Origin of the sequence: Archangium lansingense (genome assembly GCF_026626635.1) — a bacterium.
GTDB lineage: Bacteria > Myxococcota > Myxococcia > Myxococcales > Myxococcaceae > Archangium > Archangium lansingense.
Genome location: NZ_JAPNKA010000001.1, coordinates 8,932,145 through 8,958,060 on the forward strand (window position 1 = coordinate 8,932,145; position 25,916 = coordinate 8,958,060).

At 67.9% G+C, this 25,916-nt stretch carries 21 protein-coding genes and 1 pseudogene; 2 read left to right on the plus strand and 20 right to left on the minus strand.

From position 1 onward, the window contains the following. Positions 1 to 8 precede the first annotated feature (8 nt). Positions 9 to 635 (plus strand): annotated as a pseudogene (locus OV287_RS35310) (MarC family protein); the annotation flags it as partial. Between the two features lie 26 nt (positions 636 to 661). On the opposite strand, the gene OV287_RS35315 reads toward OV287_RS35310, so the two are convergent. The 15 genes from OV287_RS35315 to OV287_RS35385 all read right to left on the minus strand — a co-directional run bounded on the left by OV287_RS35315 (position 662) and on the right by OV287_RS35385 (position 17,129). Continuing rightward, on the minus strand, positions 662 to 1,111 hold the full coding sequence (locus tag OV287_RS35315) for a hypothetical protein (protein WP_267538436.1): 450 nt from the start codon (positions 1,109 to 1,111) through the stop codon (positions 662 to 664). Between the two features lie 23 nt (positions 1,112 to 1,134). Continuing rightward, positions 1,135 to 2,154 (minus strand): OmpA family protein, encoded by a 1,020-nt coding sequence (locus tag OV287_RS35320; RefSeq protein WP_267538437.1) that lies wholly within the window; start codon positions 2,152 to 2,154, stop codon positions 1,135 to 1,137. 281 nt (positions 2,155 to 2,435) lie between these two features. After that, complete coding sequence (locus tag OV287_RS35325; RefSeq protein WP_267542470.1) at positions 2,436 to 3,239, minus strand: LpxI family protein; 804 nt, start codon at positions 3,237 to 3,239, stop codon at positions 2,436 to 2,438. Between the two features lie 7 nt (positions 3,240 to 3,246). Continuing rightward, complete coding sequence (gene lpxA / locus OV287_RS35330) at positions 3,247 to 4,023, minus strand: acyl-ACP--UDP-N-acetylglucosamine O-acyltransferase (protein ID WP_267538438.1); 777 nt, start codon at positions 4,021 to 4,023, stop codon at positions 3,247 to 3,249. Positions 4,024 to 4,043: 20 nt separating this feature from the next. After that, positions 4,044 to 4,511, minus strand: coding sequence for a 3-hydroxyacyl-ACP dehydratase FabZ (fabZ, locus tag OV287_RS35335; RefSeq protein WP_267542471.1), 468 nt, complete (start codon positions 4,509 to 4,511; stop codon positions 4,044 to 4,046). Further along, positions 4,511 to 5,575, minus strand: coding sequence for a UDP-3-O-(3-hydroxymyristoyl)glucosamine N-acyltransferase (gene lpxD, locus OV287_RS35340; RefSeq protein WP_267538439.1), 1,065 nt, complete (start codon positions 5,573 to 5,575; stop codon positions 4,511 to 4,513). Before lpxD ends, fabZ begins: the two co-directional genes overlap by 1 nt. Positions 5,576 to 5,583: 8 nt before the next feature. After that, positions 5,584 to 6,150: an OmpH/Skp family outer membrane protein gene (locus OV287_RS35345; RefSeq protein ID WP_267538440.1), complete on the minus strand. Its 567-nt coding sequence runs from the start codon at positions 6,148 to 6,150 to the stop codon at positions 5,584 to 5,586. Between the two features lie 105 nt (positions 6,151 to 6,255). Beyond that, positions 6,256 to 8,508, minus strand: a complete 2,253-nt coding sequence (gene bamA / locus OV287_RS35350) for an outer membrane protein assembly factor BamA (RefSeq protein WP_267538441.1) — start codon at positions 8,506 to 8,508, stop codon at positions 6,256 to 6,258. 291 nt (positions 8,509 to 8,799) lie between these two features. Then, complete coding sequence (locus OV287_RS35355) at positions 8,800 to 9,474, minus strand: ABC transporter ATP-binding protein (protein ID WP_267538442.1); 675 nt, start codon at positions 9,472 to 9,474, stop codon at positions 8,800 to 8,802. A gap of 5 nt (positions 9,475 to 9,479) precedes the next feature. After that, the gene (locus tag OV287_RS35360) at positions 9,480 to 11,840 is read right to left on the minus strand and encodes an FtsX-like permease family protein (RefSeq protein ID WP_267538443.1); all 2,361 of its coding nucleotides are present in this window, start codon (positions 11,838 to 11,840) and stop codon (positions 9,480 to 9,482) included. Positions 11,841 to 11,852: 12 nt separating this feature from the next. Further along, a complete protein-coding gene (gene lysS / locus OV287_RS35365; protein WP_267538444.1) occupies positions 11,853 to 13,397 on the minus strand; it encodes a lysine--tRNA ligase in 1,545 nt (514 codons plus the stop codon). A 99-nt stretch (positions 13,398 to 13,496) separates the two neighbouring features. Then, entirely contained in the window at positions 13,497 to 13,850 is a 354-nt protein-coding gene (locus tag OV287_RS35370; protein WP_267538445.1) for an anti-sigma factor family protein, read from the minus strand. 26 nt (positions 13,851 to 13,876) lie between these two features. Continuing rightward, a complete protein-coding gene (locus OV287_RS35375; RefSeq protein ID WP_267538446.1) occupies positions 13,877 to 14,512 on the minus strand; it encodes an RNA polymerase sigma factor in 636 nt (211 codons plus the stop codon). Positions 14,513 to 14,641: 129 nt separating this feature from the next. Continuing rightward, a protein-coding gene (prfB, locus tag OV287_RS35380) for a peptide chain release factor 2 (RefSeq protein ID WP_267538447.1) occupies positions 14,642 to 15,761 on the minus strand; the annotation gives its coding sequence in 2 pieces (ribosomal slippage) (positions 14,642 to 15,691 and positions 15,693 to 15,761; 1,119 coding nt in all). A 51-nt stretch (positions 15,762 to 15,812) separates the two neighbouring features. After that, positions 15,813 to 17,129: an Lnb N-terminal periplasmic domain-containing protein gene (locus OV287_RS35385; RefSeq protein ID WP_267538448.1), complete on the minus strand. Its 1,317-nt coding sequence runs from the start codon at positions 17,127 to 17,129 to the stop codon at positions 15,813 to 15,815. A gap of 399 nt (positions 17,130 to 17,528) precedes the next feature. Between OV287_RS35385 and OV287_RS35390 the strand changes: the two genes are divergently transcribed. After that, positions 17,529 to 17,732: a hypothetical protein gene (locus tag OV287_RS35390; RefSeq protein WP_267538449.1), complete on the plus strand. Its 204-nt coding sequence runs from the start codon at positions 17,529 to 17,531 to the stop codon at positions 17,730 to 17,732. Positions 17,733 to 17,753: 21 nt separating this feature from the next. Here OV287_RS35390 and ybeY read toward each other — a convergent pair whose 3' ends face one another. From ybeY to OV287_RS35415, 5 genes are all read right to left on the minus strand, one after another. After that, positions 17,754 to 18,662 (minus strand): rRNA maturation RNase YbeY, encoded by a 909-nt coding sequence (gene ybeY, locus OV287_RS35395; RefSeq protein ID WP_267538450.1) that lies wholly within the window; start codon positions 18,660 to 18,662, stop codon positions 17,754 to 17,756. Further along, on the minus strand, positions 18,628 to 21,087 hold the full coding sequence (locus OV287_RS35400; RefSeq protein WP_267538451.1) for an HD family phosphohydrolase: 2,460 nt from the start codon (positions 21,085 to 21,087) through the stop codon (positions 18,628 to 18,630). Before OV287_RS35400 ends, ybeY begins: the two co-directional genes overlap by 35 nt. Before the next feature lie 108 nt (positions 21,088 to 21,195). Beyond that, positions 21,196 to 22,293, minus strand: a complete 1,098-nt coding sequence (locus OV287_RS35405) for a PhoH family protein (protein ID WP_267538452.1) — start codon at positions 22,291 to 22,293, stop codon at positions 21,196 to 21,198. A gap of 99 nt (positions 22,294 to 22,392) precedes the next feature. Then, the gene (locus OV287_RS35410) at positions 22,393 to 23,583 is read right to left on the minus strand and encodes a DUF4388 domain-containing protein (protein ID WP_267538453.1); all 1,191 of its coding nucleotides are present in this window, start codon (positions 23,581 to 23,583) and stop codon (positions 22,393 to 22,395) included. Positions 23,584 to 23,596: 13 nt separating this feature from the next. Further along, the gene (locus OV287_RS35415; RefSeq protein ID WP_267538454.1) at positions 23,597 to 25,828 is read right to left on the minus strand and encodes a hypothetical protein; all 2,232 of its coding nucleotides are present in this window, start codon (positions 25,826 to 25,828) and stop codon (positions 23,597 to 23,599) included. Between the last annotated feature and the right edge of the window lie 88 nt (positions 25,829 to 25,916).

Consider the following 25,916-nt stretch of genomic DNA (forward strand, 5'->3'; position numbering starts at 1 on the left):
GGCGCATGATCTCCGAGCAGCTCTCCCTGTTCCTCGTCTCGCTCCCGGCGGTCCTCTTCGTGGTGGACCCGGTGGGAGTGGTGCCCATCTTCCTGGCGATGACGTCGGGGGACTCGGAGGAGAAGATCCGCAAGACGGCGCGGCGCGCATGCATCGTGGCGTGCTCGCTGCTGGTGTTCTTCGCCCTCTTCGGCGGCGTCATCTTCAAGGTATTCGGCATCTCGCTGGGCGCCTTCCGGGTAGCGGGCGGAATCCTGCTGCTCATCACCGCGCTGGACATGTTGCGCGCCCGGCCGTCGGAGACGCGCACCACCCCGTCCGAGCAGGCGGAAGGCGAGAGCAAGGAAGACGTGGCGCTGGTGCCACTGGCGATGCCGCTGCTGGCGGGACCTGGCGCCATCGCCACCGCCATGGTGCTGATGGCTCGGGGCGGCGACAACCTGCTGTCCGCCGTGCCCGTGCTGGTGGCCATCGTGCTCACCTTCGTGGCGAGCTACTTCGTGCTTCGCGCCGCCGGCTTCGTGCAGCGCGTGCTCAAGCAGTCCGGCGTGGCCATCCTCGAGCGCGTGATGGGGCTCATCCTGGCGGCCATCGCGGTGCAGTTCATCGCGGACGGAGGGAAGGACCTGCTCCGCGAGAAGCAAGAGCCGGTCCGGACGTCTCAGATGCTGGAGGACACCCAGGTGCCGGCTTCGCTCTTCATCACCGCGCCCTTGGCCTCGCCGCCCAGCGACAGCTCGTCCGGGGCCACGCGCTGCACGTCGTAGACGTAGCCGCCCACCCGCGGCTGGAGGAAGAGCACCACCGCGTCCGTGGTGATCTGCTGCACCACCTTGTAGTGGGGACCGCCGCACGAGGGGTCTTCGCCCGCGAAGAGGCGCTCCAACATGGACTCCTCGGGCCGCCGCACGAAGACGAGCACCTGCGAGGGCCCTTCACGCCCATCCGCCATCAACCCGGAGAGCAACTGCTGCGTCACCGGCTCGCGCATCAGCGTCTGGACCAGCTCACACTTGCTGGCCTCCTCGTCCGGCTTGATGAGAGACGCGCGGGAGCGCATGCAGCCAGTGGCGGCGAGGGCGAGCAGAGCGGGCAGCACGAGTCGCTTCATCCGTCGGTTCTCCTTGGGGTGCATCACAGCTTCCGCCACTGCGGCGGGATGGGGGTGGGAGCCAGGGCCGGGGGCTCCACGGCCAGGATATACTCGGCGCGCCGGTTGGCGGCCTCGTCCGTCTCGTCCTGCGTGGCCACTCGAGGGGACTGCTCGCCGAGGCCCTCGTAGAAGATGGGCAGCTTCAGGCCCCGCTTGCGCAGGTACGCCGCGATGCTCCGAGCCCGCTCCAGGGACAGCTTCCGGTTGGAGTCTGAGTCCCCCACCGTGTCGGTGTGCCCGAGGATGTAGAGGCGCAGCTCCGCGAAACGGCCGTAACGCGTCACCGCGTCGGCGATGAGGGCATGGCTCGAGTCCAGCTTCCGCCGCTCCGCCGCCGGCACGTCCGCGCGGCCCGAGGCGAAGTTGACCTCCTCATGCGGGATGTCCACTCGCCATGGGAAGAGGTCCACGCCCGTGTAGAACTCCGAGGTGTCAAAGGCCTTGAGCGAGATGCGCAGCACCCGGCCCTCCGCCGCCGGCCACGTCACTTCCAGCGGCTTGCCCGCGGGCGCGCCGTCGAAGGGAACCTCGCCGTCGAAGGCCTTCTTCCCGGTGTCCATCAGCACCGTCACCTGCGCGCGCGACGCGGGCCGGGACAGGGTGAAGCGCAGCGTGCGCCCCTCTACGTCCACGTCCTCCGGAACCACCGTCAGCTGGAGTGGCCCCAGCAGCTCCGTGTCGAAGGACAGGGGGATGCTGGCCTCCTCCGCATCCGGGAAGCGCACCACCAGTTCCCCCTCGTAGTGGAAGCGGCCCTCTGGCTGCTCGAGCGGGAGGGCACGCGTCACGCCCGGCTTGCCCCCGCCCTTCACCCGCACCTGCTTCCCGTCACCGCGCTCGAGCTTCAACTCGAAGCCGGCGATGGGCTCCTCGATGTGCACCCGCAGCTCCGGCAGCCCCTTGCCCTCCGCGGCCCGGGGCTGCAACGACACGCGCACCGCGTCCGCGAGCGCGCACAGGGGGGACAAGGTGAGGCACAGCAGCAAGAGACGGGTGTTCATGCGTGGTGGCGACCTCCGGGGCGAGGCCAACCCTGGCCGGGGCTCGTGGCTCGTTGCAACGCGAAGCCGGGCCTGGCCCCGGAATAGTGTTCGGAACAGGCCCTTGGGAGGCGAGCATTCCACACAGGCGTGGAGCTTGACGACCCTCACCCCAGCCCTCTCCCAGAGGGAGAGGGAGCAGGCACGGGGGGCAACCAGGGAATCGTGGCACCCTCACCCCGTCCCTCTCCCGGAGGGCGAGGGGAAATGGGCGAGGATGTGTATGCAGGAAGAGCGGTGGCTCAGGGGACTCCGACGAGCGTGATGCCCGCCTTGTCCGCTCCCCGGAAGAGCTCCGGCGCGTCCAGCAGCACCGTCTTGCCCGCTTCCAGGGCCAACACCTTCGCCCCCACCTCCTGCATGACCTCCAGGGTGCGCGGGCCCACCGCCGGGAGATCGAACCGCAGATCCTGCCCCGGCTTGCAGCGCTTCACGATAACGGCTCCCGCGCCACCGTACTTGCCGCCCCGGCGGATGGCCTCGTCCGTGCCCTCCACCGCCTCCAGCGCCAGCACGTGGCCGTTGTGCACCACCACCGTCTGGCCCACGTCCGCCTGGCCCAGCAGCATGGCCACCTCCCGCCCCAGCACCACGTCCTTCTCCTGCGCCGCGTTCAGCCGAGGCCCCGCCAGGTGCCCCTCCGGGCACAGCGCCTGCGCCAGCCAGTCCGTGGGCGCCACGATGGTGATGCCGTGCGACTCGAAGTAGTCCGCCACCGCGCGCAGCAGGGCGTCGTCCCGGAAGCTGCGCAAGCGCGAGATGATGCGCAACGCGCCCAGATCTGGCCGGGCCTCCGTCAGCGCGCGCACCCGGCCGATGCCTCCGGCCATGGCCGCCCGCTTCACCCCTCCCTTGCGGAAGGCGCGGACGATCCGGTCCACCTGCCCCAGCCGCACCCAGGTCAGCTCGGAGACCTCGGACTCGAGCGAGGGCTCCGCCTCGCCCCGGTGGGCCACGGCCACGACCTCCAGCCCCTGCTCCCGGGCCGCGCTCGCGAACAAGAAGGGCAACCGTCCGTTGCCCGCGATGAGGCCAATGCGCTCCACGTTCACGTCAGCGCGTCAGCCCGCGCTTGCTCTGGCTGACGAAGTTCAGCAGGTACTCGATCTCCGAGTGGCCGCTCATCTCCGCCTTCAGCTGGGCCACCGCGTCCGCCAGCTGCAGCTTCGAGCGGAAGAGGATCTTGTAGGCCTCCTTGATGCGGCCGATCTGCTCCTCGGAGAAGCCGTGACGCTGCAGGCCCACCACGTTGAGACCGGCCAGCTCCGCCCGATCTCCCTGCGCCGTGCAGTACGGGGCCACATCCATCACCACCATGGAGCCGCCCGCGACGAAGGAATGCTTGCCCACCCGGGTGAACTGGTGCACCGCCGACAGCGCACTGATGATGGCGAAGTCCTCGATGAACACGTGCCCGGCCAGCGCGGTGCTGTTGGCCAGGATGCAGCCGTTGCCCACCACGCAGTCATGGGCCACGTGGCTGTAGGCCATGAAGAGGTTGTTGTTGCCAATCCGCGTCACTCCGCCGCCACCGGCCGTCCCGATGTTCAGCGTGACCGACTCGCGGATGGTGTTGCCGTCACCGAGGATGAGCTCGGTGTCCTCGCCCGCATACTTCAAGTCCTGGGGCGCCGCTCCCACCGAGGCGAACTGGAAGATGCGCGTCCGCTCTCCGAGCGTGGTGCGCCCCTCGATGACGACATGCGGGCCCACACGCGAGCCCGCGCCAATCGTCACCTTCTCGCCGATGAGGGAATAGGGACCCACCTCCACCGTCTCGTGAAGACGGGCTCCGGGGTGGACCACCGCAGTGGGGTGAACCTGCGCCATGGTGTCTACCTCGTGCCTTCTCAGGAAGCGTCGGCCGTTGAGCCGCCCGCACCCTTGTTCTTGTCCACCACCGTGGCCAGGAACTCACCCTCGGCCACCTTCACGCCATCCACCGTGGCCGTGCCCTTCGTCTTCCAGATGGCGCCCTTGTGGCGGATCACCTCGATGTTGAGCTGCAGCCGATCTCCAGGCACCACGGGCTTGCGGAAGCGCGCCCCATCCACGCTCATGAGGTACGTCACCATGTTCTTGGGGTCCATGTTCTCGGTCTTGTACGCGAGAATGGCCATGGCCTGCGCCAGCGCCTCCAGGATGAGCACTCCAGGCATCACCGGGTGACCCGGGAAATGACCGTTGAAGAACTCCTCATTCATGGTGACGTTCTTGTACGCCACCAGCTTCTGGCCGGGGACGATCTCCACCACCCGGTCCACCAGGAGGAACGGATAACGGTGGGGCAGCAACTGCTGGATCTCCTGGATGTCCATCATCCGCCCTTCTCCTTCTTCTCGAGCGTCTCGACCCTGCGGCGCAGGGTGCGCACTTCCTTGAGCAGATCGCTGATCTGCCCGAGTGCGGCCGACATACGCAACCATTCCCTGTGGGGCACAGCCGGGCTGCCACTCACCACCTGCCCGTCCGCCACGTCGTGCGCCACACCGGACTGAGCCCCAACCTTGGCCATGTCCCCCACGCGGATGTGGCCCACCACGCCTACCTGCCCCGCCAGCACCACGCCCATGCCCAGCTCCGCCGAGCCGGACACGCCCGCCTGCGCACAGATGAGCGACAGCGGACCCACCTTCACGTTGTGGGCAATCTGCACCAGGTTGTCGAGCTTGGAGCCACGGCCGATGACCGTCTCGCCGATCGTCGCCCGATCGATGGTGGTGCAAGCACCAACCTCCACGTCATCCTCGATGCGGACGATGCCGGACTGGGGCACCTTGAAGTGCTCCGGGCCGCTCTCGCCCTCGGGGTTGAACGCGAAGCCGAAGCCGTCCGCGCCCACCACGCACGAGGCGTGCAGGGTGACGCGCGCGCCTACCTGGCAGTGCTCGCGCACGGTGACGTTGGGGTAGAGCAGGCTGTCCTCGCCAATACTCGCCCCCTCGCCCACGAAGGCTCCGGGGAAGAGCACGGCGCGAGCCCCCACGGTGGCGCCCTTCTCCACCGTGGCGCCCGCCATCACCGTGGCCTCCGGGTGCACGCGCGCCTCGGGGTGCACATGAGCCCCCGGACGCACTCCCGCCACATAGGTGGGCCGCGGGTGGAAGAGGCTGGAGATCTTCGCGAAGGCCAGGTGCGGGTTGGACACGCGCACCAGCGACACGCCGTCGCGGGGCTCGGCATCCTGCATCACCAGCACGGCCGAGGCCCGGGTGGCTTCGAACTGCCGGCGGTAGCGCGGATTGCCGTAGAAGGAGAGCTCACCAGGACCCGCCTCAGCGAGTCCGTTGAGCCCCGTAATCAGGAGGCCGGCATCTCCAATGAGCTCGCCGCCTACATAGGTGGCGAGCTCGTCGAGCCGGCGCGGGGTGGGTGCGTGCACGAGAATGCCTACTTCTTGGGAGCGTCCTTGGCGACCGGGGCGTCCTTCGGCTTGCCCGCGGAGCTGTTGTAGGTGCGGATGACCTCGTTGGTCAGGTCATACTGGCTCAGCGCGTACACCAGGCCGGAGTCCCGCTTCTCGAAGACCAGGCCCAGGCCCTCGCGCTGCGCGATGGTGCCGATGACCTGGTCGATCTTCCCGATGATGGGCTCCATCTCCTTGCGCTCGCGCTCGGCGGCCTCACCGCGGCTCTGCTCCCACTTCTGGGCGAGCTCGTAGACCTTCTTCTGCAGCTCGGTGGCCTTCTGGATGCGCGTCTCCTCGCTCATCGCGCTGGCCTGCTTGTCCAGGGTCTCCTTCTCCTTGCGCAGGCCCTCCTGCTGGGAGTCGATCTCCTTCTGGCGGGCCTCGAGCCACTTCTGGAGGCGAGCCTTGGCGGCCTTGCCGTCGCTCACCTCGAGCAGGACCTTCTGGTAGTCCACGTAGCCAACCTTCAGCTCCTGGGCGGTGGCCAGGGTCGGGACGGCAAGCGAGAGGGCAACGGCCAGGACCGACAGTTTGCTTCGAAGCGACATGTGCGACAGCTCCTCGGGGGGAAGGTTTGGAAGTCCGACGTCCCGACCCACTCCCCTGTTCAACAGCCGTAAAGACGGCCGCTTGGGAAGCGAGCGGGCCGCCTATCAGAAGAAATTGCCGATCGTAAACTCGAAGAGGATGGCCTGATCATCCGGGCGCTTGTTGAGCGGGATTCCCCACTCGAAGCGCAAGGGACCAACCGGCGAGAACCAGCGGAAGCCGAAGCCCACCGAGGTGAACAGCGTCAACGGCAAGGGCACGCCGCGGTCATTCTCTATTTCGAAGAAGTTCTCGTTGGCGGCGTACGCATTGCCCGCGTCGAAGAAGACGACGCCGCGGATGCCGGCCTTCTCGAAGACGGGGAACTCCAGCTCCAGGTTGAGGATGAGCTGCTTGTTGCCACCCACGTTGAGCCGCTCGACGGGAGAGTCCGGCGAGCCGGAGCTGGGCGCCAGCAGGGAGGGGCTGATGCTGCGCAGCAGGTAGCCACGCACCGAGTTGATGCCACCCAGGTAGTAGAGCTCGGAGATGGGCAGCGGGCGGTTGGCATCCAGCTGCTGGATGTAGCCGATGGTGGCGTTCGTCTTGAAGACGGCGCCCAGGGGCAGCGGGAAGTAGAGGCGCGAGTAGGCCGTGTAGCGGGTAAACAGGAACGGCGAGGTGCCAATGGCCAGGAAGGGAGGCGCGTACTCCACCGAGCCGTAGTGGATGAAGCCCTTGGAGGGGAAGAGGCGGTTGTTTCGCTTGTCGTAGGTGACCGACAGGCGCACCGAGCTCGTCACACCACTGAGGAAGCGGTTGGCCAGCAGCACGCCACCGAAGTCGTCCGAGGCCGACACGTTCACGTGCTCTTGCGAGTAACCCACGTTGACGAGCAGGTCCTCGATGACCTGGTAGCCCAGCGACAGGTTGCCGCCCGTGGACTGACGGGTGAAGTCGACGTAGTCGGCCTCCACGCGGAAGAAGTCGGCGGACAGCAGGAAGTTGGTGTCCAGGAAGTAGGGATCGAAGAAGGAGAGCTGGACGAGCGAGCGCAGGCTCGAAATCTGCGCCGAGGCCGACACGCTCTGGCCCCACCCCAGGAAGTTATTCTGCGACACCTGGGCCGTGAAGATGAAGTTCTCCACGTTGGAGAAGCCGAGGCCGACCTGGAAGGTACCGGTGGCCTTCTCCTTCACCTCCACCTGGACGATGATGGAGTCCGAGCGGGTGCCCGGCCGCTGCGTCACTTCCACCGTCTCGAAGAAGCCGAGCGCCGTGACGCGATCCTTGCTGCGGCGCACGCCGGTGCCGCTGTAGAGCTCGCCCTCGTACACGCGCAGCTCGCGGCGGATGACCTTGTCGCGCGTCTTGGTGTTGCCAATGACGTCGATGCGCTCGATGGAGACCTGCGGGCCCTTCTGCACGTCGAACGTCAGGTCCACCGTCTTCTCTTCCGCGTTGACCGCGGTGACGGGGTTGATGTTGGCGTAGGCATAGCCCTGGTCGTAGTAGACGTCCGTGATGGCCTGGATGTCCTGGCCCAGCTCCGTGCGGCTGAAGTGCCGGCCCGTCCCGGACTTCATCAACGCGGCCAGATCCTCCTTGGGAGCCACCAGGTCACCGGCGAAGTCGATCTTCCCGATGTCGTAGAGATCCCCCTCCGTCACCTTGATGGTGATGAAGATGTCGCGCTTGTCAGCGGAGAGGGCCACGGTGGGCTTGTCCACCCGGACGTTGATGTAGCCCTCGTCGTAGTAGGTGGCCTGGATGACGGCCAGGTCGCGCTGGAAGGCCTCCTCGCGGTAGGTGCCCTCGCCGGTGATGAAGGAGAGGTAGCCGCCCTCCTTGGTGATCATCACGTCCTTGAGCTGGGAGGCGGGGACCTTCTCCGCGCCCAGGAAGACGATGTCCTTCACCATCACCTTGGAGTTCTCGTCGATGACGAAGATGACCTCGACCTGCCCACCCGCCAAGGGGGCGATCTCGTGGTTGACCTCGGCGAGGAAGTAGCCCTTGTCGACGTACTTCTCCTGGATCTTCTTCTGGGTGCGGCGCACCGCGTCCATGTCCAGGATGGTGAGGGCCTTCACCTCGATGGCCTCCTTGAGGTCATCCTGGTTGAGCTCCTCGTTGCCGCGCAGCTTCACGCCGCGGATGGAGGGCCGCTCCTGGACGCGCACCACGTAGACGATGGCGCCGGTGGGCAGGCGCTGCGTGAGCAGCTGCACGTCGCTGAAGTAGCCAAGCGCCCAGACCGCCCGGAGATCCTCGGCGGTGCGGGTCGCGTCGAAGGGCTCACCCACCTTGGTGCGAAGGGCACGGCGGATGGCCTCGGCCTCGACGCGGCGGTTGCCCTCGATACGGATGTCAGACACCTCACCTTCCCGGACCTCCCGGTCTGGGGCAGCGGGTGCTTCGGAGCCGGGCGTGGCGGCGGGCGGGGGAAGCGCCTCGGAGGGGACGGAGGCCGGTGGGGTGCCCCTGCCCGCCTGCGCGAGCACGCGACCGGGCATCACCGTCCATGCGGCGACGAGGAGCGGGACAAGAAACCTGAGAGAGAGAACGGGGAGCCTCAAGAGAGCGTTCGGCCGGTAAAGGGCGGGGCAATCTACGGGAGGAATTCGGCGGGTCTCAATGGGAAAGCGCGAGAAGGGGGGCTGAGAACGTCAAGCCTCGGTCACCTGGCCGGCAACCAACCGCAGCCGTCGGGGCATGGAACGGGCCAGGACCTCGTTGTGGGTGACCACCACGGCGGTGATGCCCAGGTCCCGGTTCACCTCGCGCAAAAGCTGGTGGATGCCCTCGCCGGTGGCCGGGTCCAGGTTGCCGGTGGGCTCGTCGGCCAGCAGCACCGCCGGCTTGAGCACCAGGGCCCGGGCCAGGGCCACGCGCTGAGCCTCGCCGCCGGACAGCTCCCCGGGGCGGTGCTCCACCCGGCTCCCCAGCCCCACCCGCTCCAGCAGCTCCCGCGCGTAGGCGTAGGACTGGGCCCGGTCCCGGCGCTGGACGAGGGCCGGCATGGCCACGTTCTCCAGCGCGGTGAACTCGGGCAGCAGGTAGTGGCTCTGGAAGACGAAGCCGATGGTGCGGTTGCGGAAGTCGGCAATCTCCGCGTCGTTCATCGCGAAGACGTTGCGGCCATCGAAGCGCAGCTCGCCCGCGGCCGGGATGTCCAGCGTGCCCAGCACGTGCAGGAAGGTGCTCTTGCCTGCTCCGGACGCACCGATGAGGCTCACCAGCTCGCCCTTCTCGATGTCCAGGGACACCCCGCGCAGCACGTCGATGCGCTTGCCGTGCAGGAAGTAGCTCTTGAAGACGTTGTGGATGGAGAGCAGCGCCATCTTCCTCACTCCGCCTTCAGGCCTTCCACCGGCTCCACGCTGCTCGCCTTGAGCGCGGGATAGATGGACGCCAGGTAGGTGACGAGTACCGCGATGACCACCGCGAGTGCGGTCTGAACCGGCTCGATTTTCACTGGCAGCGCGGGGATGTAATAGACGGACGGGTCCAGTTTGATGCCCACCTTCAGGATGAAGTAGCACCAGGCCAGGCCGGACAGGAGCCCCAGCAGACCACCTGCTACGCCAATCTGCAGGCCCTCGGCGAGGAAGATCTTCACAATGCCGCCGTCGGAGACTCCGAGCGCCTTGAGCACGGCGATCTCCTTCCGCTTCTCCAGCACGAGCATGATGACCGTGGCCACGATGAGGCCGGCGGCCACCACGATGATGATGGACAGGATGATGCCCATCACCAGCTTCTCCAGCCGGAGGGCGGAGAAGATGTTGCGGTGGATCTCGCCCCAGTCACGCGAGCGGTAGGGGTAGCCACCCAGCTCGCGGGACACCGCCTGGGAGATGCGGCGGGCGTCGTCCACGTCCGCAACCTTCAGCTCGATGCCGCTGGGGCCGTCGGTGCCGAAGAGCTTCTGCGCTTCGGAGAGCAGGATGTAAGCGAACTTGGCGTCGTACTCGTACATGCCCGAGTAGAAGATGCCCGCCACGCGGTAGGCGCGGCTCTTGGGGATGAGGCCGGCGGGGCCCAGCTCGGCGCCCTGCGGGGAGATGACGTTCACCCGGTCTCCCACCACCACCCGGAGGATGGTGGCCAGCTCCCGGCCGAGGATGATGCCGGGCAGCACCTTGTCCTCGGCGCTCCCGCTGGACTTGCCGATGATGGGATCCTCTTCCTCTTCCTCTTCCTCGGGCTCCTTGCCGAAACCCCTGAACTCGCGCCGGGGGACGATCTTCTCGGGCGTCTCGAGGTTGTCCAGGCTGCCGCCCGGAAGCATGTTCTGGCGCAGGTCCAACACCGAGCCCACCGTCTCCGGGTCGATGCCCTTGAGGACGATGCCCTGCACCTCGTCGTCGGCGAGCACCATCACCGGGTTGTCGATGGAGGGCGTCTGGCCCTCCACCCCAGGCACCTTGGCGATCTGCTCCATCAGCCGCTTGTACTCGGGCAGCCCGCCCGCGTACTTCGACACCACCACGTGCGAGTGGGCTCCGAGGATCTTCTTCTGCAGGTCCTCCTCGAAGCCGCTCATCACCGACAGAACGATGATGAGCGCCATCACGCCCACGCCTACGCCGCCCACCGAGAGCGCCGTCATCATCATGGTGGGTGACTGCTCGCGCAGCTTGAGTCGGTTGAGCGCGGACGCAGCGGCGAGCGGATCCTGCAAGCCCAGGGCACGGATGCGGGTGCGCTCCACGGCCGCCTCTACCGCGCGGATGATGCCGTAGACGATGAGCGGCGGGATGATGCCGAACATCAGCACCGCCAGCGTGCCCAGTAGCAGCGAGGGGCGGAAGACCCCCACGTGGCGGCGCGCGACGAACAGCTCGAAGCCGAGCCTCAGGTCCAGGCGCCCGCTGCCCGCGGCGATGAAGCCGGTGTTGATGCCCAGCACCAGCATCAGCACCAGCAGCGAGAAGACGAGCCAGTAACCAATCACCGGGCGGCCGAGCATGTCCGCCAGGTACGTCACCTCGCGCAGCCGGTAGCCCAGCGACAGCTGGAGATCCGGAATCTGCTCCATCAGCGTCAGCATGATGGGCACGGGCAGGCCCAGGTAGATGACGCCGATGGTGGCCTCGGGCATGGCCACCCGCCGCGCGCGCGAGGCCCCCACGAAGCCGCACGCGAAGGCGACGAGCGACGAGACGATCAACGACAGGGCGAAGGCGACCGTCGGCGCCAACCCCTTCTCCCCCGCCGCTCCCGAGCCGCCACCGCTGGACAGGAACGTCTGCAGGAGGATGAGCACCAGCTCCGCCAGGAGGATGCCGCCGCCGAAGGCGCCCAGGGTGCTCCAGTAGAAGTCGCGGTACTGGGCCAGCCGGGGGTACAGCGTCGCTCCGGCAGCCGGGCTCGGCCCCTCAGAGGAGGCAGGGGCGCGCCGGATGCCGGTGGCCATGATCGCCCAGCCCACCAGCCACGTGGCCGTGCCGGCGATGACATACTCCGTCCCGACGAGCCCCACCGAGGAGGGCACGGCAGACTGCAGCGACGCCAACCCCACCGCGTTGAGCGTCTGCAGGAGTCCGCCCCAACCGAGGACGGAGAGCCCAAACATCCCGGCCACCCGGGCCCAGGCGTCCGAGCGGGTAATGGCCACGCCGAGCAGCACGGCCCCAATGAGCGCCACGAGGGCGCCGCTCCAGATGAAGCTCCAGCGGTAGACGGTCTGCCGTTCGGCGTTCACGAGGTTCCCTGCCTACTTCGCAAGCGGCTTGAGGAGGGGGAAGAGGATGACGTCGCGGATCGACGGTGCGTCCGAGAACAGCATGGCAACGCGATCAATCCCGATGCCCTCGCCAGCCGTGGGCGGCATGCCGTGCTCGAGCGCGCGGATGTAGTCCTCGTCGTAGTCCATCGTCTCCTGCTGGCCACGCTGCTTGGCGTCCAGCTGGGCGAGGAAGCGGTCCTTCTGGTCGAGCGGGTCATTGAGCTCGGAGAAGGCGTTGCCGATCTCCCGGCCGGCGACGAAGAGCTCGAAGCGGTCGGTGATATCCGGGTTCTGGTCGTTGCGGCGCGCCAGTGGACTGACGGCGGTCGGGTAGTGGGTGATGAACGTGGGGTGAACCAACTTCTGCTCCACGTGATGCTCGAAGAGCGCGCCCACCAGCTCGCCGTGGTGCATGGTCTCGATGGCGCGGCGCTCGGCCTCGCCGTGCGTCGTCTTGAGCAGCTCGTGGCGCAGCCGCTCCGGGTCCGCCATGTCCTTGTCGGTCAGGGACGGCACCACCTCGCGGATGGCCTCGGTCATGGGGATGCGCTTCCACCCCTTGCCGAAGTCCAGCACGTGCCCCTGGTACGTCACCTTCGTGTCGCCCGTCACCGCCTTCGCCGCGCCCGAGAGCATCTCCTCGGTGAGGTCCATCAGGTCCTCGAACGTGGCGTAGGCCTGGTAGAACTCAAGCATCGTGAACTCGGGATTGTGCCGAGTGCTGATGCCCTCGTTGCGGAAGTTGCGGTTGATCTCGTAGACGCGCTCGATGCCGCCCACCACCAGGCGCTTGAGGTAGAGCTCCGGGGCGATCCGCATGTACAGATCGATGTCCAGGGCGTTGTGGTGGGTGCGGAAGGGCCGGGCCGCCGCGCCGGACACCAGCGGGTGCATCATCGGCGTCTCCACCTCGACGAAGTCGCGCGTGTCGAGGAAGTCCCGGATGAAGCGCACCAGCTTGTTGCGCTTGAGGAAGGTCTGCTTCACATCCGGGTTGGAGACCATGTCCAGGTAGCGCTGGCGGTAGCGGACCTCGACGTCCGTCAGGCCGTGCCACTTCTCGGGCAGGGGCCGCAGGGACTTGGTGAGCGGCACGAACTTCGTGGCGGACAGGGTCAGCTCGCCCGTCTTCGAGCGGAACACGGCGCCCTGGGTGGCGACGAAGTCACCCATGTCGGTGAGCTTGAAGAGCTCGTAGGCGTCCCCGAGGGCGTCCTTCTTGAGGTGGACCTGGATCTCCCCCGAGCGGTCGCGCAGCTTGACGAAGGCGGCCTTGCCGAAGCTGCGCACGGCCACGATGCGGCCGGCCACGTCATAGACGGCGGGCTCGGCCTTCTCGAGCTCCTCCATGGACTGGTTGCCGTGACGGGAGAGGATATCCGCGGCCAGGTGCTGGGGGCGGTAGCCGTTGCCGTACGGGTTGAAGCCGGCCTCACGCCATTTGCGCCCCTTCTCGAGGCGCTGGTCGTAGATTTCCTGCTCCTTGGACCCGAGGTCCGCTTCCGCCGTCTTGTTCTCTGGAGTGTCAGCCATGGGGCATCCCGTAGGGGCGCGGCACCGTAGCCAAGCCCACCCCGGGACGCAACGAATGGCTAGAGGGGATGTTCCCGAAAAGACCTGACCCCGCCCGTCTCAGGGCGCGGACATGATGAGGAAGGCCCCCACCGCGGCCGCGATGAGCAGCGGGATGAGGATCTCCACTGGCAGGCGGTAGTGCGCGTGCATCTGGTTCAACCGCTTGAGGCCAAAGCGGCGCTGACGCTTCACCCGCGTCATCACCATGGAGGCCAGCGCCGGTGGAGCCTTCTGCTTCTCCACGTTGCGCACCCGCAGCACGGTGGCCGAGTAGCGCTGCCACCCCTGCGCGCAATCGCTGCACCCGTCCAGGTGCGAGCGCACCGCCTGGGCCTTCTCGGCGGGCAGGTCCTCATCGGCGAGGGCGATGAAGAGGGCCTTGGTCTCGCGGTGGCTGAGCTGCGCTGGCATATCCCGGAGTCTCCGCTGAAAACCGTTCATTCCTCAAGCCGCCCCAGGAGATCCGCCAACTTCTCCCGCGCCCGGTGGAGCCGACTTTTAACGGTTCCCAACGCAAGCTCGGTGATGTCGACGATCTCCTCGTACGAGAGCCCCTCGATATCCCTCAGGGCCACCAACATCCGTGCATCCGGGTCCAGCTGCGAGATGGCCCACTGCACCCGCGCCTGTTCCCTGGCCGACTCCAGCGCCGCGTCCGGTCCCGGCGGCGAGCCCAGCAGCTCCGCCAGCGTCCCCTCGCTCTGCTCACCATACTCCTCCGAGCGTCCCCTCCCCCGCCGCTTCAGGTACTTCAGCCGGTTGATGCAGTGGTTCTTTCCAATCCGGAACAACCACGTGGACAGCTTCGAGTCCTCCCGGAAGCGGGACAGGTTCTGGTGGGCGCTCACGAAGACGTCCTGCACCAGATCGTTCGCCTCCTCCCGGTCCCCCAGCATCCGCACGCAGAAGTCGTAGAGCCGGTCCTGGTGCGTGCGCACCAGCGACTCGAAGGCCTCTGGCTCGCCCCGCCGCAGCTTCGCCAGCAGCAGACGCTCCTCGCGCGCGGCGGCCTCGGCCTCGGCGGACACCGGCGTTCCCTCCGTCTCCATCCCGAGCACCCCGCTCGAAGACACCGGTGACCTCCCCGCGTGGCCTACACCGCGCGCTTCCATCCTACCCCGTCCCGCGCTCCCCTGTTCCACGGCCTCGGACAACGAGGCCGCGGAAAGGTTCCACCCGTTTTTCCGGGCTACCCGGGCAGGCTACTCGGGGGCGTTGCGGTTGGGGTTCTTCACCCCCATGAGCTGGGCGGTGACGAACTCGTCCAGGGTGCCGTCCAGCACGGCGTCTACGTTGCCCGTCTCCACGCCGGTGCGCAGGTCCTTCACCATGCGGTAGGGCGCGAGCACGTAGGAGCGGATCTGCGAGCCGAAGGAGATGTCCTTCTTCTGGGCTTCGGCGGCGGCCTGCTCGGCCTCGCGCTTCTTGAGCTCCAGCTCGTAGAGGCGGGCGCGGAGGATCTTGAAGGCCATGTCCTTGTTGGCCGACTGCGAGCGCTCCGTCTGGCAGGTGATGAGGATGTTGGTGGGCAGGTGGCGCAACTGCGCCGTGGAGGAGGTCTTGTTGACCTTCTGGCCGCCCGCGCCACCGCCGCGGATGAACTTCAGCTCGTAGTCCTTCTCCGGGATGTCGATCTTGATGGTGTCATCGACCTCCGGGTAGACGTCCACCGAGGCGAAGGCCGTCTGCCGGCGCGCGTTGGCATCGAAGGGGCTGATGCGCACCAGCCGGTGCACGCCCACCTCGGCCTTGAGGTAGCCGTAGGCGAACTCGCCCTCGATGCGCAGCGAGACGTTCTTGAAGCCCGCCTCTTCCCCATCCACCGCGTCGTTGATCTCCACCTTCCAGCCCTTGGTCTCGCAGTAGCGCGTGTACATGCGCATGAGCATGGCGGCCCAGTCCATGGAGTCGGTGCCGCCCGCGCCCGCGTTGATGTCCATGAAGCAGCTGGAGCGGTCCTGCTCGCCGGAGAGCATCCGCGCCAGCTCGAGCTTGGAGATCTCCGTCTCGAGCGAGCCGAGCGAGTCCTCGGCCTCCTTCGCGCTGTCCTCGTCGTTGGCCTCGGCGGCCAGCTCGAAGAGCACCTGGGCATCGTCCAGGCCGCGCAGCGTCTTCTCGTAGGAGTTCACGCTCGACTCCAGCGTGGTCTTCTCCTTGAGCATCGCCTGCGCCTTGGTGTTGTCGTCCCAGAAGTTGGGGAGCGTGGATTCGCGCTCGATCAGCGCAATGCGGGACCTCTTGCGGTCGAGGTCAAAGATGCCCCCGGAGCGCGAGCAGGCGCTCCCGAAGTCCGTTGATCTTCTCCATCGAATCGTTCGCCATATGTTTCCTCGGTGTGCGCGCGAGGGGTGCCCGCGCGCGATTGTCGGATGATTAGCTACCGGAAGCCTTCAGGGAAGGAGACAGTGGCTCCGCGGGCCGGGCCGCCAGAGCCGGAGCACGGGCCAGCGTGCACGCCCCCTCCAGGCCCATCGACAGGGGCAGCAGGAGCGCGATGAGGCGCCAGTTGTCCTGGTCGAACATGGGCAGCAGCTTGAGCATCAGCCCCAGCACGCCCAGCGCCGCCAGCACTCGCCACAGGCGCCGCAACCGCTCGACGGCCCGGGGCGAGCCGCGCATCAACTGGATGCCCAGCGGTACCGCCAGCACGGTGAGCGGGTTGGCCAGGAAGAGGTTCTCATTGCGGTACGTCACCGTGTGATCGGTGAACAGCCACATGATGAACAACGCCAGGCCCGGAATCCCGAACACCAGGCCCACCAGCAGGTTCTGCAGACCGAGCAGGATGCGAGGTGCCCGGGCCCCGCTCCGGCGGCGGCTCCACAGCCCCAGGCCCACCGCCCCACCGCCCAGGGCGAGGCCGAGCAGCAGCAGCACGGGCGCGTACTTCGGCGGCTCCGCGGGCGTGACCGGGCGGCCCTGCGCCGCGTAGATGTCGAGGGTCTTGGCCACCAGCGGGCGCGACTGCCCGTCTTCCCCCACCACCTGCATCTCCGCCACCTGACGCTCCAGCTCGTCCGGGAGGAAGGCCTCCTGCCAGCGGGTGACGGGCTTGTCGATCTCGTCATTCATCAGGAAGTCGAGCAGCAGGCCCATGGCCGGTCCGACGTCCGAGTAGCGGCGCGTGTGATCGCGCAGCGTCATCCGCCCCGGGCCGCTCATGGCCTGATGGAACTTCCCACCCAGCACCTTGTCGATGGCGTCGCGCAGCCGCGTCACGCAGTTGTCGTTGTAGTGGTGGTACAGGTAGTGGCGGTTCTCCGGCAGCACGTTGACTGCCAGCAGCTTCCCCATCTCCACCTTCTGAGCGGGCGTCAGGTTCAATTCCTGCAGCCGCACGTCCCGGTTCAGCGAGCGGTAGAAGCGGAAGGTGCCGCCAGGGCCCGCGTCGTCCACCCAGAACTCGAGCCGCCCCATCGCGTAGCGCGCCAGCATGGTCGAATCGAAGGAGAACATGCCGTAGTTGTAGAGGCGGGACTGCTTGTGCTCCCGATCCTCCACCACCAGCGAGCCGTGCCCGAACCACGACGCCACGTCATCCCCGGGCCCGAAGGTGGCCAGGTAGATGGTCAGGTCCTCGCCCCGGCTCTCGCCCGTCCCCCAGGGGGGCATCTCCTGAGCACGCGCCGGGGTGGCGGCCAGCAACAACAGGCCGAGCAGGCAAGTCAGCAATGGAGCAAGGCGAGGCATTGTCCGTCCCAACAAATGAGGGCGGACCTACCTATCATGCGCGCCGCCCGACTCAACCCCGCGTGTGCCCGGCAGGGGAGCGGGCGTTCAGTGGTAGAGGGGGCGGTACCGGCCCAGAGATAAGGGGCCCAACCTCTTCCCGAGGAGTCTCCCATGTGGCGCGGCGCCCTGCTCAGCACCCTCTGCCTCATTGCCTGCCACCGTGCCCCGGCGCCCTCGTCGGAGGCCCCCGTCCCCACCGCCACCGCACCCCGCGGCGGGGAGTCCGCGCTCGCAGCAGGACCAGACGCAGGAGTTGCGGCGGCCCCACGCCCACCTCCGGCCACGAAGGAGCCACGGCCCGGAGGTCCGGATAAGCCGGAGGCGGAGACCCGCTGCACACGCGATGAGGACTGTGCCTTGACGCAGCTCGCCCCCGAGGGGTGCTGTCCTCAGTGCACTCCGCGAGCGCTCTCCACCGCCGCGCTCGCCCGCCTGCAGCGGTCCTGCGCCAACGTCCCGGAGTCCTCCTGCCCCATGCCCGCCTGCCGTGCACCTCCGGGCATCCCCACCGCAGCCTGCGCGGGAGGGCAATGCACGGTGCGTTTCACGCCCCTGGACTGAGGCAACCGGGCCGGGGGGCACTCACGTCATGAGCTTGCGGGCCCTGGGGGCCACGGCGTCGCCCACCATGCCGCTCTCGCCCAGCAGCCGCTCCTCGGTGCGCGCCATCTTCTGCGCGTCCTTCGGGCGCTCGTGGTCGTACCCCAGCAGGTGCAGCAGCCCGTGCGCCAGGTAACGCGCCACCTCCGCGTCGAGCGTCCGCTCGTACTCCTTGGCCTGCTGCTTCGCCGTATCCAGCGAGATGACCACGTCTCCGAGCTGCCTCGGCCCGGGCGTGCCCTTGGGCAGGTCCCCCGCCGGGAAGCTCAGCACGTCCGTCGCCTTGTCCTTCTTGCGCCACGTGCGGTTGAGCCGGCGGATGGCATGGTCTCCCACCAGGGAGATGGACAGCTCGCACCCCGTCAGCTCCATCTTCCGCAGGAACGTCTCCGCCAGCTCCGTCACCTGCTTGGAGAAGCGCTTGCCCTGCGGGTGCGCCACCTGCACCGTCACCCGGTTGGCCTGCTCCTCCTTGGGCGCCTCCTCGATGTGCGCCAGCTCCACCCGGAAGGCCGGCGCACACATCGAGTAGTAGTCACACGCGCCCTGCCCGTCGTTGCGGTACACCACCCGGTGGCCCCGGGGCACCATCCCCAGCTCCCCTTCCCCGATGAGCTGGCGCCGTCCGTCCACCACCAGCGTCAGCTCCCCCTTCAGGACGATGACCACCTCGTCGAACTCGGGAGTCTGCGCCGGCTCGGACCAGCCCGGCGGCGCCAGCATCCGCGCCACCGACATGGAGTCGGTGCCCGTCGTCGCAGCGCCCACGAACTCCTCGATGCGCTTGCCATCCTCGCGGGGAATGATCTTCCCCTTGCGCAGCTTCACCACGTTCGACCTCCTCCGCCTGGGCGCATCAGGTGCCCGTGCCCGCAGGGCGCCCCTTACCATCCTGCTTCGTCCCCGCCACCGTCAGCGCCGCCCCCTTGGGGCCCGCCAGCAGCGCTCCCGCCGGGTATTCCGGACGCGCATGGTAGATGCCCTCCAGCGTGTGCAGGAAGGATTGTGAGATGAGGTTCAGGTCCCTGAGCGTCAGATCACACTCGTCCAGCTGCCCCTCGGAGAAGATGAGGTTGATCATCTTCTGCACCTGGGCATACAGCCGGGGCGTGGTGGGCTCGGGCAGCGCGCGCGTCGAGGCCTCCACCGCGTCGGCGATCATCACCAGCGCCGCCTCGCGGAACTGCGGCTTGGGGCCCGGGTAGCGGAAGATGCTCTCGTCGATGGGCGGAGCGCCTTCCTTGCCCTCCTGATCCTTGACGGCCTTGTGGAAGAAGTAGCCCACCAGCCGCGTGCCATGGTGCTGCGGAATCGCATCCGCCACCAGCTTGGGCAGCCGGTACTGGCGCGCCATCTCCAGCCCCTCGGTGACGTGGCGCTTGATGATGACGGCGCTCATCGCCGGGGCGAGGCTGTCGTGCTTGTTCTCGCCCTTCTGGTTCTCGCCGAAGTAGAGCGGATTCCGGCCCTTGCCGATGTCGTGGTAGTACGCACACGAGCGCGCCAGCAGCGGGTTGGCACCAATGGCCTCCGCCGCGTTCTCCACCAGCGTGCCGATGATGATGGAGTGGTGGTAGGTGCCCGGCGCCTGGACGATGAGCTCCTTGAGCGCCGGGTGGTTGAGGTTGGCCAGCTCCAGCAGCTTCAGGTCCGACGCGTAGCCGAACACGGACTCGATGAGCGGCGTGAGCGCCATCACCATCACCGGCACCGCCAACGAGGTTCCCACGAAGGCGAACAGGGCCGTGATGAGCGTGTCCGGATTGAGCCCCTTGCCCTCCGCCAGGAAGAGGCAGAGCACCGCCACCAGGTTGACGCCGCCGGTGGCCAGGCCCGCCTTGAAGATGCCCACCCGGTCCTTCGCGCTGGAGACGCGGTCCGCTGCCACCAGAGCACCCACCAGCGCGTAGATGCCGAAGGACAGCGAGTTGCCCAGCATCACCCCGCACAGGCTCGCCAGCACCATGGCGAAGAAGAGCGCCAGCTCATCGGAGAGGACAAAGCGCACCAGCATGGCCCCGGCCGCCACTGGGAACGCGTAATAGAAGGCCTCCAAGGGAATCGCCGTGTACCGGTCCTGCACCGCATCCGCGATGGACACCCACACCTGCAACAGGCCCAGCATCGCAACCAGCAGCAGGCCCAGCAGCATCGCGTCCTTGCGCGTGGGGCGGAAGCGCCGGAAGGCCGCCCGGCAGAAGAGGTACGTGGCCGAGACGAGCAGCACCACCAGCCCCGTGCCACCCACCTGGAGCTGGACCAGATCCAACCGGTCCGTCTGCAAGCGCATGCCCCGGATGGCCACCAGGTGCGTCTCGTTGACCAGCTCGCCATCCCCGATGACGCGCTGCCCCTTCTTGATGGAGATGACGGCATCCTTCACCGCCGCCGCCGCCTGGCGCCGCCGAGCGTCCGTCTCCGCCAGGTTGATGGTGACGTTGGGCCGCACCAACCGCTTGGCCAACCGCAGCACCGCCCGCCGCTGCACGCCCGGCGAGTCCGGCAGCAGGTTGCCCGGAATGGAGGCAAACCGGTCCATCTCCATGTGCGCCTCGCGCACATCCACCACGGTGGGCGCCGTCCCCTGCAGCGTCTGCTCCCCGCGGTGCCTCAAGTCCCGCACGGTGATGCCCTGGGGGCCCTCGCGCGCCAGCTCCTCGCGCGAGTTGGCGATGTACACCGGGGTGGGCTCGGTAAAGCCGTACGCCCGCTCCACCAGCGACACCGTGGCCTGCTCCACCGCCTCGTTGAAGCGCGCCGCGGCCAGGCCCTGGACGTCTTCCGGGTCCAGCACCGCGTCCTTGCGCCCGAACAGCAACCCCTGGAAGTGCTCGCGCTCCTCGGCAGTCAGGGCCGGCGGCTTGCGCGGCTGCGCCTTGCCGGCCTCCAGGGCCACCACCTCCTGGGAGGCCTCCTTCGCCGCCTGACGCTGACGCATCTCCAGGAAGGCCGTGCTCACCGAGTTGCGGATCTCCAACAGCACACCCGGGCTCAGGTCGTACACCGGCCGCACCGCGCTGCGTGCCTCGAGGCGCCGCTGCTCGGTCATCGACTGGTGGATGATCTCGTAGTCCCGCCCGGCCTTGAATCCCGCCGGGGAGTTCGCCCGGAAGGGCTTGCCCAGATGATCTTCGGTGAGCGAGGGAATCTGCTGGCTGAAGAGGCCCGGGGAGATGACGAAACCAGCCGCCACCGACACCGTCAGCAGCAGCAACAGGCTCGCCAGGCGCCGGCCCCAACGAGGGCCGAGCCGGAAGCGGTGGGCGAGCGCATCCAGCGGACTGCGTCCGGGGGGCGGCGATTCCGGTTCGGCCATGGGGTTGTCCAACCTATGGGAGGCATGACGGGTTCATCAAGCAAACCGGGCGACGGAAATCCGTTCCGCCGCCCGTTGCCAGCTCACCCGGCGACTAAGCTCGTGAAATCAAGGGGTTGGCGTGTCGGATTCCGGCGCACCCGGAGCCACTTCCGGTGCCGCGCCACCCGCCACCACCGCTTCCGCTTCCTTGAGGGCCTTGGCGGCCTGCTGCGCCGCGTCGTACCGGTCGTAGGCGCGGATGACCTCCTGCACCAGCGGGTGACGCACCACGTCCACCTCGGTGAACTCGGAGATGTTGATGCCCTCCACGTTCTTGAGGATGGAGCGCGCGTGGTGCAGACCGCTGGCCTTGCCCACCGGCAGGTCCACCTGCGTCACGTCGCCGGTGATGACCGCCTTGCTGTTGTAGCCCAGGCGGGTGAGGAACATCTTCATCTGCTCGATGGTGGTGTTCTGCGCCTCGTCGAGGATGACGAAGGAGTCATTGAGCGTGCGGCCGCGCATGAAGGCCAGCGGGGCCACCTCCACCACACCCTGCTCGATGAGGTGCAGGGCGCGCTCGACGGCCATCATGTCGTGCAGCGCGTCATAGAGCGGGCGCAGGTAGGGGTTGACCTTCTCGGCCAGGTCACCGGGCAGGAAGCCCAGCTTCTCGCCGGCCTCCACGGCCGGACGCGCCAGGACGATGCGCTTGACCTTGCGCTCCTGCAGGGCGGCCACCGCCATGGCCATGGCCAGGTACGTCTTGCCGGTACCTGCAGGGCCAATGCCGAAGACGATGTCGTGGGCGCGGATGGCATCCACGTAGCGCTTCTGCGCGAGGCTCTTGGGGGCGATCTGCTTATTGCCCGAGCTCTTGAGCACGGGGCCCATCATGACGTCCTGGAGCGACTCAGCGCCGCCGCGACCAAGCACCTTGATGGCCTGCTCGACGTCCTCGCGGTAGATGGGACGGCCGGCGCGGATCATCCCCTCGAGGTTCTCCACGAGGCGCACCGTGAACGCCACGGCATCCGCGGGCCCGGACAGATGGAGCTCGGTCCCCCGCTGTCCGACCCGAACACCGAGCCGGCGCTCCATGAGCTTCAGGTTCTCGTTCTGGTTGCCACACAGTGCCAGGGTCGTCGCGTTATCGCGGACATCCACCTTGGCGGAGGTGGGGCTGACTGCTGCTTGAGCCTCTACGGTGGCGGGGTTTCGCAATTCGTCTAATCCCTCGGGACGGGTGTCGGACAATTCTGTTCCTCACTACGAAGCTAACGTCCTCCCACTGACAGCGAAAGGAGGAAGCGAGCAGCCCGCCTAGCGCAGGGGAGACAGGAGGATGAACTGCCGATCTGACGTACGGCGATAGTAGTAATCGTCCCGCCAGGGGTAGCGCAGGTCCTCCTGCTGTAGGAGACCCACCTCCACCAGTGCCTCCAGGCGCTCGGGGAGGGCTCCCTTTTCCAGTCGAAACACCTCCAGGGCGGCTTCGATTCGGGCCTGTTGGGCGCGCGCCAGGAGTCGCTGGGCCGCCGGGTCCGCGAACGAGGAGGCGGAGTCATCCCCCAGGTCCCAGGTGTCCGGCCGGAGCCGCGAGCCCACGAAGCCCAGCGCCGCCAGGACGATCACCGTGACGACGGCGCGGGCCACGATGCCGCCCACCCGGACGAGCAGGCCAGCCCCACCCACGGAGGCGGCCCGGCCCGAGGGCTGATGGGCGCGGACGTACTCGAGGTTGAGCAGGTTGACGATCGCCTTGCAGGTCTCGAACTCGCCCAGGCTGCTGAGGTCCACCAGCTTGCGCAGGTCGCGGCCGGGGGCGACAAGCTCGTAGACGCGACGCTCGGAGCTGCCGATGGACTTGAACTCACCCTTGTTCTCGTCCTTCTTCTCCTCGGAGAAGGCATCGTCGAAGGAGGCGTCGAAGTCGTCTTCTTCCTGCTTCTTGTTCTTGGGATTGGGGGCGGGCAGCTCCTTGAGCCGCTCGAAGGTCATCGCCTCGCTGGAGATCTTCTTCCGGACGTGGGGCCACTCGTCCACCATCCGGAAGCCTTCCATCAGCACGCTCTCGGCGCGTAGCGGCGTGATGGACTCGCTGTCCGGCTGGACGTCCTCCTGCTTGAACTCGTAGGTGCCCGCCTTCCAGAGGAAAAGCCCGTAGAGGGTCTCCGTCACCTGGAGCTGCATCATCTGCTTGAGCTTCTGGGCGGTGATGGCACCGGAGGAGGTGAGCACGTCACCCAGCCGCTTGAGGGTGCGCTTCTGCGTCTCCAGCGCGCTCTCGAGCTGCTGCTCGGTGATGATCTCGGCACGTACCAGCATGTTGCCGATGAGATCCTTCTTCTTCCGGGTGACGCTCTCGGCGCGGACGATGGCGCCGTCCCGGAAGAAGACCTGGACCTCCTGCTCCTTGCTCTTGAGGTACAGGACACCCGTCTTCTGCTGCTGACCGATCAGCTGCAGGATGTCCGCGATACCGAAGTCCTTGAGCGTTCCCGTAAGGGCCATCGTCGGTCCCGGCCTACTCGTTCTGGCGGCGGTACAGGCCGCGCAACGTCAAAAGGTGGAGGGGAATGAGCACCAGCAGCAGCGGCGCGAGCTTGAGGTACAGCGGCACCTCGCCATAGGGCGCGCGCAGCACCCCGGAGCGCAGCAGCACCCCAGCCACCGCGAAGAGGAAGAAGAAGGCGTAGAGGGTGCCGCGCACCGTCAGCCCCTGGAAGAGGTGGCCCGCGCCGGACACCAGCGCGCCGAAGGCGTACGACACACCACTCTCCCACTGACGGTTGCGCTCGATTTCAATCTGCTTGCGGGCCCGGACACGCGCTTCCACCGCGCCCTTGCGCGAGAAGGCATTGACGCACTGGGCGCACATCTTGCTGGCAATGCCCAGCTCCTTGTCGCAGCGCCGGCACACCGGGCGGCCGCACTTCTCGCACTCGCGCGAGGCCTTCATCGACGGGCCCGCGAAGCCGAGCCCGATGGCGAGCAACGCACCCAGCACCGGCAGACCCCAGGCCGTGAGTCCCGAGCCGCCCCCGAGCAACCGGCGCGACAGCTGCGCCTCCACCCGCTGGGCCGCCAGCGGATCATCCGTCGGGGGCATGTCCGCCTCGGTGATGGCCGGGGCCAGCAGGAGGCGGTTCATCAGGAGCCGTTCATCCGGCGGGCGCTGCCACATCAACAGGGCGGGGTCCACGCGCTGCGCTGCCTGGAGCGCATCGCGCGCCTTCTGGTTCTCGGAGCCGATCTCCGAGTCCGGCGCCACCGCGGCGCGGCGGCGATACACCTCGGCCAGGTTGAAGGCAGGAGCGGCCAGTCCCGGGTCCGTCGCCGAGGCCTCGGTATACATCCGGGCTGCCCCGTCCTGATCGCCCGTGGCCAGCAGCGCGTTGGCATGATTGGTCATCAGCCCCGCGTGCCCGATGGAGTTCAGGGCCGCCGCCGCCTTGTAGTGAGTGATGGCCTCCTGCATCTGGCCGCGGCGGGCCTCGAAGCGCCCGAGCGCGAACAGCTCCGCGAACTCGACCTTCTGCTTCTTCTCGAAGCGCTCGCGCACCCGGGCCGCCACCGGCTCCGCGGCCAGTCCCCCGCGCTCCAGCAGGTAGACGTCCTCGGCCACCGTCCCGGCGAAGGCCGAGGTCTGGGCGATCTTCCCTGCGGCGAACGGCACGAAGGCCGCCAGCACCAGCAGCACCGCCGCCACCGCCCGCTCCAGCATGGAGAGGTAGAAGGCCACCGACAGCAGGAGGATGAGCAGCACGGGCACCAGGCCCAGCCGCAGCGCCACCGGCGTGCCGATCAACAGCAGCACCGCCAGGGCCGCGGACTGCCACCTCGCCGCCGCCCGGGGGAAGAGGTGGTGGAAGTCGTGGAAGAAGTAGCGCGCCCGCCGCAGGAAGAGCACCCCCACCACCACCGCCGCCGTGGCCAGCACCGCCACCAGGAACACCGCCCCCAGGTCCGCCAGCGCCGGGCGCCGGTAGCGAGGGTCCTTCAGCATCACCGACAGCGCGGCCTTGATCTCCCGGCTGTAGGCGCCCACATCACCGGGCGAGCGGCGCGCATAGGCCTCGGCGAGCGCGAGCCGCGCGTAGGGAAGGTTGGGCGAGAGCGACACCGCATGCTCCACCAGGTGCAGCGCGCCGGCGTTGTCATTGGCCTTGCGCCGCCCCTCGGCCGCCCGGATGAAGCCGATGCTGAACGCCTCCATGTCCAGCGCGGCCACGTCGTCCTTGAGGGACACCAGCTCCGTCTGAGCCTTGCGGGCCGCCTCCATGTCCAGCGCGGCCACCGCCTTCTGCCACTTGTCCCAGGCGGCCTGCAGATCCGCGTCCGTCACCCTCGGGGTGAGGATCTGCGGAGGCGGCGGCCGAACCACTGGCGCCGGAGGCGGAGGCGGCGGCTTCGTCTCCACCACCGTGGTCGCGGGCTTCTCCTCCCGGACCTCCGGCTGCGCAGCCTCCTCCTCATCGTCTTGCGACTTCTTGCCCTTGCGGTTCTTGCCACGGCCAGCTCGCGTGGTGCCCTCGTCCGACTCTTCCTCAGAGTCTTCGGAGATCTCCTCCGCGGGATCGACCGTCATCTCGGACGGCTCCAGCATCGAGGGATCGTCGTACGTGGGCTTCTCGGCAGGCGGCTTCTGCGCGGCAGCGGGGCGCTGCTGCCTCTGCGCATGCGCCTCGCGCGCGGGCATCCACAGCGCGAGGCACATCATCAACGACAGGAGTCGCAACAGGGAAAGGCGCGGCATTCAGGCTGCCGATGATAGGCGACGGCCCACCCCCGCGGAAGTTGTCACCCCCCTTTCACGGTTCCCTCGTGTTACAGGAACTCGCTCG

Bases quoted from the DNA above. Each gene is read 5' to 3' on its own strand.
- OV287_RS35315 (WP_267538436.1), bottom strand. From the start codon at position 1,111: ATGAAGCGACTCGTGCTGCCCGCTCTGCTCGCCCTCGCCGCCACTGGC.
- OV287_RS35320 (WP_267538437.1), bottom strand. From the start codon at position 2,154: ATGAACACCCGTCTCTTGCTGCTGTGCCTCACCTTGTCCCCCCTGTGC.
- lpxA (WP_267538438.1), bottom strand. From the start codon at position 4,023: ATGGCGCAGGTTCACCCCACTGCGGTGGTCCACCCCGGAGCCCGTCTT.
- fabZ (WP_267542471.1), bottom strand. From the start codon at position 4,511: ATGGACATCCAGGAGATCCAGCAGTTGCTGCCCCACCGTTATCCGTTC.
- OV287_RS35345 (WP_267538440.1), bottom strand. From the start codon at position 6,150: ATGTCGCTTCGAAGCAAACTGTCGGTCCTGGCCGTTGCCCTCTCGCTT.
- OV287_RS35355 (WP_267538442.1), bottom strand. From the start codon at position 9,474: ATGGCGCTGCTCTCCATCCACAACGTCTTCAAGAGCTACTTCCTGCAC.
- lysS (WP_267538444.1), bottom strand. From the start codon at position 13,397: ATGGCTGACACTCCAGAGAACAAGACGGCGGAAGCGGACCTCGGGTCC.
- OV287_RS35370 (WP_267538445.1), bottom strand. From the start codon at position 13,850: ATGCCAGCGCAGCTCAGCCACCGCGAGACCAAGGCCCTCTTCATCGCC.
- OV287_RS35385 (WP_267538448.1), bottom strand. From the start codon at position 17,129: ATGCCTCGCCTTGCTCCATTGCTGACTTGCCTGCTCGGCCTGTTGTTG.
- ybeY (WP_267538450.1), bottom strand. From the start codon at position 18,662: ATGGTAAGGGGCGCCCTGCGGGCACGGGCACCTGATGCGCCCAGGCGG.
- OV287_RS35400 (WP_267538451.1), bottom strand. From the start codon at position 21,087: ATGGCCGAACCGGAATCGCCGCCCCCCGGACGCAGTCCGCTGGATGCG.
- OV287_RS35410 (WP_267538453.1), bottom strand. From the start codon at position 23,583: ATGGCCCTTACGGGAACGCTCAAGGACTTCGGTATCGCGGACATCCTG.
- OV287_RS35415 (WP_267538454.1), bottom strand. From the start codon at position 25,828: ATGCCGCGCCTTTCCCTGTTGCGACTCCTGTCGTTGATGATGTGCCTC.